General features: G+C 67.5%; 12 protein-coding genes and 3 pseudogenes. 9 read left to right on the forward strand and 6 right to left on the reverse strand.

What is annotated here, in order from left to right; translation table 11 throughout:
* Positions 1 to 376: 376 nt before the first annotated feature.
* Positions 377 to 829: pseudogene (locus tag JWP64_RS31595) on the forward strand (substrate-binding domain-containing protein); the annotation flags it as partial.
* Positions 830 to 1,219: 390 nt separating this feature from the next.
* On the opposite strand, the gene JWP64_RS18910 reads toward JWP64_RS31595, so the two are convergent.
* The 4 genes and pseudogenes from JWP64_RS18910 to JWP64_RS18925 form a co-directional block, all read right to left on the reverse strand.
* Positions 1,220 to 1,369: a hypothetical protein gene (locus JWP64_RS18910; RefSeq protein ID WP_297498970.1), complete on the reverse strand. Its 150-nt coding sequence runs from the start codon at positions 1,367 to 1,369 to the stop codon at positions 1,220 to 1,222.
* 88 nt (positions 1,370 to 1,457) lie between these two features.
* Positions 1,458 to 1,643, reverse strand: coding sequence for a hypothetical protein (locus tag JWP64_RS18915; RefSeq protein WP_297498972.1), 186 nt, complete (start codon positions 1,641 to 1,643; stop codon positions 1,458 to 1,460).
* 87 nt (positions 1,644 to 1,730) lie between these two features.
* Complete coding sequence (locus JWP64_RS18920; RefSeq protein WP_297498975.1) at positions 1,731 to 2,714, reverse strand: nucleoside hydrolase; 984 nt, start codon at positions 2,712 to 2,714, stop codon at positions 1,731 to 1,733.
* Positions 2,715 to 2,976: 262 nt separating this feature from the next.
* A pseudogene (locus JWP64_RS18925) lies at positions 2,977 to 3,903 on the reverse strand (CoA transferase); the annotation flags it as partial.
* 1,372 nt (positions 3,904 to 5,275) lie between these two features.
* Between JWP64_RS18925 and JWP64_RS18930 the strand changes: the two are divergent.
* The 8 genes from JWP64_RS18930 to JWP64_RS18965 all read left to right on the forward strand — a co-directional run bounded on the left by JWP64_RS18930 (position 5,276) and on the right by JWP64_RS18965 (position 12,041).
* Positions 5,276 to 6,355, forward strand: a complete 1,080-nt coding sequence (locus JWP64_RS18930; RefSeq protein ID WP_297498977.1) for an HAD-IB family phosphatase — start codon at positions 5,276 to 5,278, stop codon at positions 6,353 to 6,355.
* Positions 6,352 to 7,257: an LLM class flavin-dependent oxidoreductase gene (locus tag JWP64_RS18935; RefSeq protein ID WP_297498979.1), complete on the forward strand. Its 906-nt coding sequence runs from the start codon at positions 6,352 to 6,354 to the stop codon at positions 7,255 to 7,257. Before JWP64_RS18930 ends, JWP64_RS18935 begins: the two co-directional genes overlap by 4 nt.
* Positions 7,254 to 7,775, forward strand: a complete 522-nt coding sequence (locus JWP64_RS18940; protein ID WP_297498981.1) for a hypothetical protein — start codon at positions 7,254 to 7,256, stop codon at positions 7,773 to 7,775. Before JWP64_RS18935 ends, JWP64_RS18940 begins: the two co-directional genes overlap by 4 nt.
* A 52-nt stretch (positions 7,776 to 7,827) precedes the next feature.
* Complete coding sequence (locus tag JWP64_RS18945) at positions 7,828 to 8,334, forward strand: pyridoxamine 5'-phosphate oxidase family protein (RefSeq protein WP_297498982.1); 507 nt, start codon at positions 7,828 to 7,830, stop codon at positions 8,332 to 8,334.
* Between the two features lie 179 nt (positions 8,335 to 8,513).
* The gene (locus JWP64_RS18950; protein WP_297498984.1) at positions 8,514 to 8,930 is read left to right on the forward strand and encodes a hypothetical protein; all 417 of its coding nucleotides are present in this window, start codon (positions 8,514 to 8,516) and stop codon (positions 8,928 to 8,930) included.
* Complete coding sequence (locus JWP64_RS18955) at positions 8,927 to 9,463, forward strand: pyridoxamine 5'-phosphate oxidase family protein (RefSeq protein WP_297498986.1); 537 nt, start codon at positions 8,927 to 8,929, stop codon at positions 9,461 to 9,463. The genes JWP64_RS18950 and JWP64_RS18955 overlap by 4 nt, the downstream gene beginning before the upstream one ends.
* A 367-nt stretch (positions 9,464 to 9,830) precedes the next feature.
* The gene (locus tag JWP64_RS18960; RefSeq protein WP_297498988.1) at positions 9,831 to 11,282 is read left to right on the forward strand and encodes a nicotinate phosphoribosyltransferase; all 1,452 of its coding nucleotides are present in this window, start codon (positions 9,831 to 9,833) and stop codon (positions 11,280 to 11,282) included.
* Between the two features lie 168 nt (positions 11,283 to 11,450).
* Positions 11,451 to 12,041 carry a TIGR00730 family Rossman fold protein gene (locus JWP64_RS18965; RefSeq protein ID WP_297498990.1) on the forward strand — a complete coding sequence of 197 codons (591 nt, stop codon included), beginning with the start codon at positions 11,451 to 11,453 and terminating at the stop codon, positions 12,039 to 12,041.
* 3 nt (positions 12,042 to 12,044) lie between these two features.
* Here the strand turns inward: JWP64_RS18965 and JWP64_RS18970 are convergent.
* Both JWP64_RS18970 and JWP64_RS18975 read right to left on the reverse strand, forming a co-directional pair.
* A pseudogene (locus JWP64_RS18970) lies at positions 12,045 to 12,149 on the reverse strand (IS3 family transposase); the annotation flags it as partial.
* Between the two features lie 426 nt (positions 12,150 to 12,575).
* Positions 12,576 to 12,822, reverse strand: a 247-nt coding sequence (locus JWP64_RS18975; protein ID WP_366890224.1) for a BRCT domain-containing protein, incomplete at its 5' end; no start/stop codon positions are given.

The raw sequence follows: 12,822 nt of genomic DNA on the forward strand, positions 1-12,822 counted from the left end.
CGGCCGCCGGGGTCCGGGGCGGATGGTGGCTGCAGTATGCGCCCTCGGCCGCAATCCGTGCCGCCTTCGCCGTCACGGAACGATCACGACGCGGGGGATTCCGTTCCGTAGGCGCTGAACCGCAAGAGCGAGCAACTGCGCGCCGACGGCCGGGCCACCGCCCTCGAGGAACGCCTCACCCGCGCCGAAGAACTCGCCGACGCCACCGCGGCCCAGGCCGGGGAGCTCCGCGACCAGGTCGCCTCCCTGACCGCCACACCCTCCGCGCCCGCGACACCACCCTCGAGGAGGAGCGGGCGCAGCGCCGCGGCCTCGTCGAGGACCACCCCACGGAGCTCGCCGCCCGCGACGCCGCGCTGGCCGCGGGGCGCACCGAGCAGGGCCTGACTTCGTGAGTACCTGCGTGGAGCGCACACACGGCTTCGTCGAGCGATTCCTGTCGTCAGGAACGAGCGTGCCCGACAGCTGTATCCAGACCTCCACACCTGACGGAGAAGGCGGCTACGAGGCTGCACATGCCCTACTCGAACGCCATCCGGAGATCACGGCGATCTTCGCGATCAACGACTTCGCCGCGATCGGCGCGATGGGCGCCGCCCGCGAGCACGGACGAGTCGTGGGGAAGAACTTCGCCGTGGGCGGGTACAACGACATCCCGCTCGCGCGGTGGCTGCCCGTCCCTCTCACCTCGGTGTCCTCTCCATGGCCCAGATGGGTCGAGACGGAGCCCGTGCCCTGCACGCCATCATCTCCGGGCAGAAGGTCGGCTCGGCATTGCTGGAACCGACGCTCAGCCCGGAACTCCACGACCAGCGTCCGGCTCAGCTGACCGACGACTGCGCCCATCGCGCTCGGGCTCGTTACACGCGCCCTCGTGATGCAGGTCGACCTCCACCGAGTCGGAGACGGACCCGTGGTACGACCGTGCAATGCACGGCCCCCGGTCTCGAACGTCGTGCAACACCCGATGGGCCGGGCGCAAATGTGCCGCGGTATTCCGGTTCTCCTCCAGCTCGGGCACCGTCCAACCCGGTGCCGGCTCGGCTTGGCGGCGGACGACCGAGTCCATTGCGTCCGTGTGCGGAGCCCCGGTGAAAGGCGGGGGAGCGCGGGTCGAGCGCCGCCCCGTGGCCGCCGTGAACGTTCCCGGAGCTCACGCGGGACTGAATCGTTCGGGGCAGGCCCTCACCCGGTTTGCGACGTCCGCCTCACCGTCACCTCAGGCCCCGGCAGCGAACGCTCCCACCGGAACTGCGGTCACGTCGATCGCCGCGAGCATCGCGTCGAGCGCGGTGACCGCGTCGGAGCAGGAATGGTGCTGATCCGCACCCTGCCGCAGGCTGCCCGTGTCGTACCCGATGTCGGTCATCCGTCCCCCGGTACAAGATCAGAGAGACGGGCTGCGGCGCCCGGAATCGCTCAGCCGGGGAGGACCTTCTCGGCGACCTGCGCCTCGGTCAAGCTCCGGGTACCGGCACCGGTTCCGGGATGCCGAGCATGTCGCGGCCCGCCTCGGTTGTCGGCTGTTCCTGGTGCTCGTCGACATCGACGACGTATTGATCAGCGCGGCGGTCGACGATCACATCGCCCATGCCCTTAATCCGGGGCACCTTGACCGTGTGGATGGCCGCTTTGGCACGCATAGCTGAGACACGGAGGCCCACTGCACCGGTGTGGGCTGTTCCGTCTCTATCGGTGAGAGGAGCCCGAACGCGACTGGCGGAACCTGCTCAGCCGAAGGTGACGAGCCGGCGCAGGGTGTCCGAGAGGACAGCGGGGGTGTCGGCCTCGAGTGCCACGTGCACCGGCGGGCCGGGCGTGTGAGGGGCGGGTGCGACGCGTACCGGGGGTGGGCCGGGCGCGTCGGGGTGACGCTCTGCCACCGTCATACCGCGACCGGGGCCGAGATTGCATTCCACGCTGATCGGAAGAGCGGCCGTGCGCAGGGTGCCGGGTAGTACGGCCTCGAGCACGGCCAGCGTGTCGTGCAGGGCGACCGCATCGAGGCCGTAGCGCTCGCGGAACACCTGGCGGTAGAGAGTGACGGTGCTGACGAGCGTTGCGCAGCGCGGCCCGGCGGCGGCGAGCGCATCGAGCCAGGCGCCGTCGGCCAGGCAGCCCATCGTGAGGTCGAGCGGGACCAGGATGACCGGGACGGCGGGCTCGGTGAGCACGCGGTGGGCGGCTTCGGGGTCGGCGTAGACGTTGAACTCGCCGGCCCCGCGGGTGTTGCCGGTGCCCATGGACCCGCCCATGGCGACGATCCGGGCTATCCGCGGGGCCAACTCGGGGTGAGCGGTCAGCAGCACGGCGGTGTTGGTCATGGGGCCGAGGGAGACGAGCGTGACCGGGTCCGGGGACGCGCGCAGCACGTCGGCCATCAGGGTGACGGCCGCACGCGGGTCGGCGGGGCCGGGCTCCGGGAAGTCGTCCGAGCGCAGGCCGAGCCCATCGACGCCATGCCAATCCGAGGCCAGTTCCGCCTGCGCGTGCACCAGCGGGCGCGCCGCACCCGCGGCGACGGGGACGTCGGTTCGCCCGGCGAGCGCGAGCACCCGCCGCGCATTGGCAGAGGTCTTGTCCAGGCTTACGTTGCCGAACGTGACGGTGACGGCACGGACGTCGACCTCCGGGCTGCACAGCGCCAATACCAGCGCGAACGCGTCGTCTACTCCGGGGTCGGTGTCGATGATGAGGGGGGTGCACGCCGTCATCGGCTGTCTCCTTCGTCTGGCTCGATGTCGTGGTCGCTTGGGTTGTCGAGCTGTGGCGGCGCGCAACGGTAGGTCGGTGGTGTCCCGGAAAGCCCGATGGGGTTGCGCGGAAGGTGGACGCTGACCCGTCCGGGCAGGGGAGCGTGACCACGGGCTCCAAGCCGAGCTCGGCAGCCAGCCGGAAGGCGCCTGCGAGGTCGTTGAGCACTCCCGCGGCCGTGCAGGCCCCGGTCCACTCCGCCGCGGGGCGGGTAGCGAGAAGTTCGACGAGCACTGCGCGCAGCTGGTCGCGATGGGCGACACGGGCGGGGTTGGTGGCGAACCGGGGATCGGTGGCGAGAGGCTCGGCCCCGAGGACGGAGAACAGTGCGCGGAACTGGCGATCGTTGCCGACGGCGAGGACGAGCTCGCCCTCGCTGGTCGGGAGGGGCTCGTACGGGACGACGCTGAGGTGCCGGTTGCCCATCCGGCTCGGTACAACGCCGCCGGTGGTGTAGGCCGAGGCCTGGTTGACCAGCCCCGCGAGCAGTGAGGACAGCAGATCGACTTCGACGTGCTGGCCATTCCCTGTGGTGTCGCGGTGGCGCACCGCGGCCAGGATGCCGACGGTGGCGAAGAGCCCGGCGAGTACGTCGACCACCGCCACACCGACCTTCTGCGGTTTCCCGTCCGGTGCGCCGGTGTTGCTCATGAGTCCGCCGACTGCCTGGACCAGCAGGTCGTAGCCGGGCAGGTCCGCACCTGCGCTGCGACCGAAGCCGGTGATCGAGCAGTACACGAGCCCCGGGTTGTCTGCCCGCAACGCGTCATAGCCCAGACCGAGGCGGTCCATCACGGCAGGACGAAAGTTCTCCACGACCACGACCACGACCACGTCGGCGGCGCCGGCGAGCCGGCGGGCGGTGGACAGATCGTCGGGGTCAGCCAGGTCGAGGACCATGCCGGTCTTGTTCCGGTTGACCGCGAGAAAGTAGGTGGCGGTCCCGCGGTCGTCGTACGGCGGGCCCCAGGCGCGGGTGTCGTCGCCCATGCCGGGCCGCTCCACCTTCGTGACCTCGGCGTCGAGATCGGCGAGCAGCATCGTGGCAAACGGACCGGCGAGCACGCGGGAGAAGTCGAGCACGCGCAGAGGTGCGAGTGCGCTGGTCGGCGGGACCATGACGGGGAGATGCCTCCGTCCCTCGGACATTCGATGTGTCGAACCCTGCGGGACCACACGCGGCGACCCGGACAAAGGCGCGATGATCGCTACGCGGGCTCGACGGCCTCCCCCGCACCTGCGTGAGGGCTGTTTGCGGTTCGCAAGCCATGCCGGTCCTAGCGGCAACGTACCGCAAGGTGACCTTGCGTGAGCGGCCTCTCATGGATACGTTTCTAATACTGTGATCTAGCTCGCTCCGGCCTTGCCATGTGTCCAGTTCTCGGGTCGCTTGGATGAGAGGTTCTGCCATGCGCAGCACGACGTTGCCCCCCGACCGCGACGCCCGGTCCCGCGCTCCCCGATGGCCCCCGCAGCTGCTGATGGACGGGCCCGCCAACGGCCGACAGTAGGTGTGCTCGAAGTGGTCGGAGCGAGGTGCCGGACGACGAGCAGAGCCGGGTACTTCAGCTTCCTGAGCGCTGCCCACCCCATCCTTCAGTTGCGAGACTCGGCTGCCGCGCCGCCGGGGGAAGCCCCGATGAGTGGAGGCGCGGTCGGCGCGGTCAACGTCGACCTCGTCGCCACCGCCGAGCGGGTGCCCCGGCCCTGGAGAGACTGCGGTGGGTCCGGCGGCCGGTCGGAGCGGTGGCGGCAAAGGGTGAAGATGCCGCTGTGGCGGTTGGGGCGGCGGGGCCTGGCCGACGGGGCCCGGGTGCTGATCGTGGCACCGAACGGCACTGCCGATCATCTCCACCACGCCCGACGACGGTGCGGGACACCACGCGGGCGCAGGACGCTTCAACGAGGTACTCGTTGCGCGCCCGGCGGCGGGCGCGCAAGTTCTCGCCCGTTCTCGCCCGAACGCGCGTTGTCGGTCGGCGAGATCGGGGCGCCAGCGCGGCAGGCCCGCGGCGTCGTCGATCGTTGCGTCTTCGGCGCTGACTTTACCGATCTCGGATTCAACGGTCCCGGTAGAATGCTTTTCAGATTTAACCTCCCGTAACGCGAGCGACCCCGCGGCCCTAGCTCAGGGCAGGCGCTCTACGTCGACTGCGCACTGACCAGTAGCGCTGATAGCCCAGTAAGAAACGCTCCTACCTGCGCGTATGCTCCGCGTCGGTTACTCCGCACATGTCGGGTGGCCACAGTCCGCTGCAACAAGTTGCCTAGGCCGGGACAGATCGCCCGTTATGGGGAACGAAAAAGTAGAAACGATTCATCTCTTGTCCGATCCAGCGGAGGGCGCTAACTTGGCCTCAGCAAGTGGCGTAGCTCACCCAATCAGCCGTTTCAACATCCTGACCTGCGACGACTGCCGCGCGTCCATGGTCCCACTGATCGCAGCAGGCCTAGGACCTCAGGCGTTACTCCTCCCTCCGTTAGAAACGACTAGCTGGATGGATCGGAACTTCCATGGCACTTGATCATCCGCATCGGAATCCACTGTGGCCTGAGCGGTCTGCGCTCCAGTCGCGGCGCGGACGCGTCGCCTGTTCACGTTCAGGAATTGGGCGCGCACCCGCCGATGCTTCCCGCTGATCTGCAGACGGCAGATGGCAACGGCGAGATGATCAACTGCAGGATTTCACTACGTGGCTCGGTCGCCGGGTCGTACCGGATCGACGGTCGGCCTGATGTGCGCCGGCTACGACGGCCGAATCAGCACCAGGGCATGACCGGCCCCTGCGCGGTACCGCGTAGATCCTCGCTCGTCGCGCCTGTCTCCGCCGCGCCGCGAGTCGCTGATCCCCTCAGAACACCCGAGACGAGGAGCGATACCCGGATGACCCGGCTGCACGTCTTCGACATGGACGGGACTCTGCTCCGCGGAGTCGCGACCCTGGAGTTGTCCCGTCATCTCGGCTCGTTCGAGATCGCGAACGCGATGGAGGAGGCGTGGCTGCGCGGGGAGGTCGAGGACAAGGCGTTCTGGGAGCGGGTGCTACCGCTCTGGGCGGGGGCGAGCGAGGAGGAGATCGACCAGGCGTTCGAGGCGGCGCCGTGGATCGACGGGATGATGGAGGTGTTCGCCGACATCGCGGCCCGTGGCGAGCACAGCGTGGTCATCTCCCAGTCGCCGTTGTTCTTTGTCCGCCGGCTGCAGCGCTGGGGTGCCGGGGCCGTGTACGGCGCCGGCGTCGAGCCCGGCCGCCCGCCGACGGAGGACCTGTTCCTCACGGTGCAGCACAAGGTGGACATCACTGTCGCGTTGCTCGACGATTTCGGACTCACGGCGAGTGAGTGCGTGGCCTACGGCGATTCGACTTCGGACGTGCTGCTCTTCGAGTGGCTGTCGAACACGGTGGCGGTGAACGCCATTCCCTTGCTCCGCCGCCTTGCCGCCGCCGTCTACGACGGGTCGGACCTGCGGGAGGCCTATACCGCGGGTCGGGCGCTGCTCGACGTCGCCGCGGCGGGCCCCGGCCAGGAGCGCCCGGGCATGAGCGCGCATGCGTCCGCTCGCTCTCCACGAGCGCGTTCGGAGAGGGCTCTTCAGTGACCGTCAGGATCGGCTACAAGGCGTCGGCGGAGCAGTTCGCGCCGCGAGAGCTGCTGGAGTTCTCCGTCGAGGCGGAGGACCGCGGGCTCGATATCGTCGCCGTGTCCGACCACTTCCAGCCCTGGCGCCACCACGGCGGGCACGCCCCGTCGGCGCTGACCTGGCTCGGCGCGGTGGGGGAGGCGACCAGCAGCGCGGTGCTCGCGACCAGCGTGCTGACCTCGACCCTGCGCTACCACCCGTCGATCGTCGCGCAGGCGTTCGGCACGCTCGGCGCGCTGGACCCGGGCCGGGTCATCCTCGGCATCGGATCCGGCGAGGCGATGAACGAGACCCCGACGACAGGGGAGGAGTTCCCGGGGCCCAAGGAGCGCCGGATGCGGATGGCCGAGTCGATCACGCTGATGCGTCGACTGCGGACCGAGGACCGCGTCGACTTCGAGGACGAGTACTACCGCGCGTCCAAGGCCACGATCTACGACCGCCCCGAGCAGCCGGTGCCGATCTACATCGCGGCGCGGACAAGGCGCACACCCGCTTCATCGTCTCCGACGACCCGGCCGATGTCGTCGACCGCATCGGGCCCTACCTCGACCTCGGCTCCGACGACCTCGTCATCCACGGCCCGGGCGGCGACCAGCGGCGCTTCCTCGAGCAGTTCACCACCGATGTGCTGCCGGCGCTGCGCGAGCGGGCCGACCGCGGGATCCCGGCCGCCGCCACCTCCGCGAGTACGGCATGACACCGACGCCCGGCGTCCGGCGTCCCCTCGAGCTCTCCGCCGTCGACTGCCGGCTGCGCGGAACCGAACAGGCACCGACGCCCAGTACCCAGGGGACCAGCCTAGTCCCGTCTTCTTCACGATCTTCCCTTTGGAAACCGCAGGAGGGTGCAAGGCATGACCAGTAACAGCAACCGCCCGGGCGAGTCGAAAGGCTCCGCCATCCGGAAGTCGGCGCCCCCACGGGCCAACCGCTTCCCCCGACACACTCGGTTCTCCGAGATCGAGAAGATGCCGCGTCTGCAGTTCAGCAAGGGGTGCGAAAGCGGGGTCTTCATCTCCCGGGAGCGGGACGAAGCACGTTTCTACAGTCAGGGCCTGTGCTTCCATGACGCGGACATGGAGGACCTGGTCTGGGACGAGACCAGCTGGGACGAGGCCTTCTACTGCATGAAGGGCCAGTTGCGCGTACTCGTCTCCGACGCCGAAGGCAATGAAGCCGAGTTCGTCCTCGACGAAGGCGATCACTTCTGGGCCCCGGCGGGCTACAAGTACACGATGAAGGCGACCGGCGTGGAGTCCATCAATTTCTGGACGATGGCCCCGGTGATGCAGTCCGGCTGGCGCTATACGGGCGACGACGCCTCCTACAGCGACGCACTCATCGACATGCGCGCTGTTTCCGAAGCGGATCTCTGAGAGGAACAGGACGATGCCAGTCACTTTGAGTGAGTTGGCTCCGCTTGACGGAGTGAAGCGGTGGGCCTTTCTGGAGCAGGCGAAGACGATCCGCCTGGCCTCCGCTCGTGACGGCGAAGCGATACACGTGACCCCGGCGTGGTACGTGGTGAAGGACGAGGCCGTGTACATCCCGATGGACCCTGTCATCGGGGATCCGGGCTCCACATCCACCCCGGCAGCCAAACATCAACAGACGATCGAGGCCGGGGGACGGGTTTCGGGCGTCGTCGACGAGGGCGACGAGATCGCGAACTTCCGGGCCGTCCAGTTGGAGGGCCGCGCCGAAGTGGTGGATGACCCCGCCCTCATCGAGGAGCTGCTCGACCTGGCTGCCGAGAAGTACTTCTACTTCGGCCACCCACATCTCGAGTACTACTTCAGCGCGGGCGCCGTTCAGGCGCGTCGGTGGTACAAGATCGTGCCGGACCGTACGGATGGCTGGGATACCCGCGTGCTGCCGCAGCCACCGGTTGCGGAGAAGCGCGTCCTGCCCCCGCACATCCTCAACCGGGCCTAGCGGAAACCGCGCCAAAACGAGGTCGAGCTGGTCGGCGGGATCCGAGCCTGCTCGCGCAGTCACAAATCTACGAGCGCAGGAGATTTTCCTGCGAGTTCGCAAAGCGACCGAGAGCGGGGTTGGACACGCGCATGACATACGACGCGAATGGTGAGAACGCGCGGCGGTATCCGCGTGCGATGTCGGACGACTACATCGAATCGCTGCCCCAGATGGACTGGGCCGACGGCATCGGCACCAAGATCTTCCTGAGCCGCGAACTGGACGATGCCCGGTACTTCCGCCACGGGATGATGTACGTCGAGCCCGAGCACGGCGAGGTCGGCTGGTTCCAGTCGAACTTCGACGAGACCCAGTACTGCATCGAGGGGATGATGCGGGTGATCGCCAAGGACCGGACGGGCAAGGAGGTCGTTCTGGAGATCGGCCCCGGCGAGGTCCTGTACCTGCCGGCCGGCTACAGCTACAAGATGGTTCCGACGGGCGTGCGCAGCAAGCTGATGTTCACCAGTGGGCCCTCCCCGCGTCCGGGAATCGTCGAGCAGAAGGAGTACAGCAAGGCGCTCCGATCGCTGCGAACGGAGGTTGCACGATGACCGAGGCAGTCGCGGCCGTGACGGCGAGCGTTGCGGCGCCACTACGCGGGAAGAAGCGCTGGTCGTACCTGTCCCGTGAGCTGACCCTCCGCCTGGCGACGCTGAACGAGGACAACTCGATCTACCTGTCGTCGTTGTGGTTCGTGGTGGTCGACGAGACGATCTACCTGCCGATCGACGCCGCGGGTCGCCACGCCGAGAACCTACGCAGCGGCCGGGCCATGTCCGCCCTCGTCGACAGCGGCAACGAGTACACGACCGTCGCCGGCGTCCGGATCATCGGGTCCGCCGGACCCGTCGACGACCCCGAGCTCGTCGAGAGGCTCGAGCACGTGGTCGGGGAGAAGTACTTCCACGAGGGTCATCCGTTGGCGGAGGCGTACTTCCTCTTCGGGAAGACCGTGGGGCGGACCTACTTCAAGGTGTCGACCGACAAGATGGCCGGCTGGGACACCCGTGAGACGACCACGGCCCAGGTGACCGAGGTCCACGAGCTCCCGGACTTCGTCAAGGACCGTCTGCGGAACGGATAGCGGGTCGGAAGACCGGACGGTCCCTCCTCCACATCACCTGTTGCGGGCGCTCTTCTCCGCAGCATCACGCGCTTCTCGGCGACGCGACGAACCGCCGCCGTGGCGGTATTCGCACGCCGGCCGGAAATAGTAGTGCCGAATCGACGGATTCGGCACCGCCCGACGTCCGCCGACACATCGCACAAGGAGGAGAGCGTGCCCTGCGACGCCATCACCGATGGCGTCGCAGGCGCCGCGCCGCAACGGCTCACAACGCCCGAGGCCGGGGCGTCTCGGGAAAGCAGATGAAGGGCAGCGCGCAAACCCCAACACAGGACGAAGGCCGGTACCAGTCGGCCTACGTCGCCAGATGAAGGAGTGATATCAGATGGCCAACCGGGCCGACTTCTCGAACATCATCAGCAACACCGACAACTACAAGCATACCCACTACGCGATGTACCCGGACGGGATGGAGTACGTCTCCAGCTACATCGAGTCGCGGGGCGGGAAATTCTCTTCGACGCTCTTCGTCGGTCTGCAGGCGTTCCTGCGGGAGTACCTGTCACGGCCGATCACGCTGGAGAACATCGACGACGCGGAGCACGTCACCCGCCAGCAGGGCGTGCACTTCAACCGGCAGAACTGGATCGACCTCCTCAACGACCACGGCGGCTACCTCCCCGTCGAGATCGAGGCCGTGCCCGAAGGCACCGTCGTCCCCACCAGGAACGTTCTCGTCCAGCTCATCAACACCGACCCGAAGTACTACTGGGTCACCAGCTTCTTCGAGACCGCCCTGCTGCGCGCGATCTGGTACCCGACGACGGTCGGCACCGTCAGCTGGATGGCGAAGAAGGTCATCGGGGAAGCGCTCAGTCGCACCTCCGACCATCCTGAGATGCTCCGCAAGTACCTGCACGACTACGGTGCCCGAGGCGTCAGCTCCCAGGAGTCCGCTGCCCTGGGAGGCATGGCCCACCTGGTCAACTTCGACCAGAGTGACACCGTCCCGGGGTGTCTCGCCGCCCAGAAGTACTACAACGCCGATGCCCCCGCCGGATCCTGTGTGAACATGGAACACGCGGGAATCTCGGCATGGGGTCGGGACGGTGAGCTCGCCGTGATGCGGCGAGCCTTGCAGAAGTACAGCAGCGGCATCGTCGGTCTGCTCACCGACACGTTCGACCACGAGAACTGCGTCCGTAACATCATCGGGCGCGAACTCAAGGAAGAAATCCAGAACTTCCCCGGCCTGATCGGCGCGCGCGCCGACTCCGGGGACCCCGTGCAGGTGTCCGCGGACACGACCGAATGGCTCATGGAGAGCTTCGGCTACGAGACCAACAGCAAGGGGTTCCGGGTCCTGCCTCCCTACATCCGCACGGTATGGGGCGACGGTCTCAATCTGGACAGCATGGGCCGCATCTACGTCGAGCTCGAACGCCGCGGACTGGCTGCCGACAACATCTTCCTCGGGATGGGCGGCGGCCTCCTGCAGCAGTGCAACCGGGACACCCTGAACTTCGGCCAGAAGGCCAACGCGGTGCGAATCAACGGGACGTGGATCGACGTCTGCAAGACGCCCACCGGCGACGCCATGAAGCGCTCGAAGCCGGGCCGCCTGGCACTGCAGTACGTCGACGGCGACTACAGGACGGTCCCACGAGACTCCATCCCCGCGGAGGAGAACGTGCTCGTGCCCGTCTTCCGCAACGGCAAGCTGCTCAGGACCTGGGACTTCACCGAGGTGATCGAGCGCAGTGAACGCGACACGCCGGAGCACTACTACGCCGACGCGATCGCCTCGATCCGGGAGCCCGCGCCGGTCAGCGTGTAGGTGCGGTATGCCACGCCCGCCGAACGACTGGGCGAGGCCAGCTGAAGTCAGGTTCCCAGGTGACGTATCAAGCGTCGTCAGGGATTCGTTCAGCGCCCGGGCGGGCGTGGCGCACCTTCGGTCTCCGATAGGGATCAACCGGGTACGTGAGGACAAGGAATCTTGGTCATGAGAGCTGTGTGCGTGTTCTGCGGGTCGAATCCGGGCCGCCAGCCGGCGTATCTGGAGACCGTTCGCGAACTGGCCGGCGTTCTCGCCGAGGAGGGAATCCGGGTCGTCTACGGTGGCGCCAACGTAGGAACGATGGGGGCGCTGGCGGACGGGGTCCTGCAGGCGGGCGGCGAAGTCGTCGGCGTCGTACCCGAACAACTGGTCGGCAACTTCGAAACTGCGCACCAAGGCCTTTCCGAGATTCATTTCGTGGAGTCCATGCACGAACGCAAGGCGCTGATGGCCGAGCTCGCAGACGGGTTCATCGCCCTGCCGGGTGGGCTCGGGACGTTGGAGGAGTTCGCGGAGATCGTGACGTGGTCCCAGATCGGCCTGCACAACAAGCCGACGGGCCTGCTCAACGTGGCTGGATACTACGACTCGTTGCTCCAGTTCCTCGACCACGCGGTCGAGGAACTCTTCCTTCGCCGGCAGGATCGTGAGCTGGTTCTGTCCGAGAGCGGGGTACGGCCGCTGCTCGAACTCATGCGTGCGTGGGTGCCCTCGGCTGAACAGGGATGGGCGCCGGCTGAGCTGCCCGCCGTATAGTCGGCCGAGGGTGAGCTCGGCGTGCACCCGCCGGGTTCCGTAGGTGCCGCGGGAGGTCGCGTGGACCTCGCGGATGAGATCGGTCAGCCACGCGTGACGGATTGGTGTCTCCCGTGTTCTCCGCCCAGGTTCTGCCATTACGAGTCTTGCTTTGACTGCAAAGTTGACAACAACGTGGACGGACGACGGCGAACCTGCAGCACGCGGACGGCCGACAACTACAAGGTCAAAGACCGTGAGCTGGTGTGTCCCGCGGGTTCACACCGAAGAGGTCACTGGTTCGATCCCAGTATCGCCCACGCAGCCGGAAGGCCCCTGACCAGCAGGTTCAGGGGACTTCGGTCTGTTCTGGGGTCGTTCTGAGCTGCTCGTTGAGAGCATCTGTAAACCAAGTTGTAAACATGGGCCACCGGCAGGGTCTCGAGCCAGCTCAGACGCCTGCCTCAGAGGCTCGAACCATCCACGCCCTTCGCCACCAACAGTGCTCCGGGCTCGCGCTGGTCTCGGAGCCTTGCTGGCTGCCTGTAGTCCGGCTCAGGGCTGGTGACTGGGCATCTCAGCGAGGACCCGGAGGAAGGCGTGCTCGTTGACGACGGGGACGCCGATGGCGCGGGCGTCCTTGGCCTTGCCGGATAGCGAGTCGGGATCGGCCGCGACGACGACGCTGGTCTTCTTGCTGACCGCGGTGGTCATTCGGAGGCCGACGGCTGTCGCGTGTTCCACGATCTCGGCTCGACCGCGTTGCATCGTCCCGGTCAACACGACCTTGTCTCCCGGGCGA

The organism is Pseudonocardia sp. (genome assembly GCF_025465255.1).
Taxonomy (GTDB): domain Bacteria; phylum Actinomycetota; class Actinomycetes; order Mycobacteriales; family Pseudonocardiaceae; genus Pseudonocardia.

Excerpts from the sequence above, each read along its gene's own strand:
- JWP64_RS18950 (WP_297498984.1), top strand. The coding sequence starts at position 8,514 with ATGTCGGACGACTACATCGAATCGCTGCCCCAGATGGACTGGGCCGAC.
- JWP64_RS18955 (WP_297498986.1), top strand. The coding sequence starts at position 8,927 with ATGACCGAGGCAGTCGCGGCCGTGACGGCGAGCGTTGCGGCGCCACTA.
- JWP64_RS18940 (WP_297498981.1), top strand. The coding sequence starts at position 7,254 with ATGACCAGTAACAGCAACCGCCCGGGCGAGTCGAAAGGCTCCGCCATC.
- JWP64_RS18960 (WP_297498988.1), top strand. The coding sequence starts at position 9,831 with ATGGCCAACCGGGCCGACTTCTCGAACATCATCAGCAACACCGACAAC.
- JWP64_RS18910 (WP_297498970.1), bottom strand. The coding sequence starts at position 1,369 with ATGACCGACATCGGGTACGACACGGGCAGCCTGCGGCAGGGTGCGGAT.
- JWP64_RS18965 (WP_297498990.1), top strand. The coding sequence starts at position 11,451 with ATGAGAGCTGTGTGCGTGTTCTGCGGGTCGAATCCGGGCCGCCAGCCG.
- JWP64_RS18920 (WP_297498975.1), bottom strand. The coding sequence starts at position 2,714 with ATGACGGCGTGCACCCCCCTCATCATCGACACCGACCCCGGAGTAGAC.
- JWP64_RS18915 (WP_297498972.1), bottom strand. The coding sequence starts at position 1,643 with ATGCGTGCCAAAGCGGCCATCCACACGGTCAAGGTGCCCCGGATTAAG.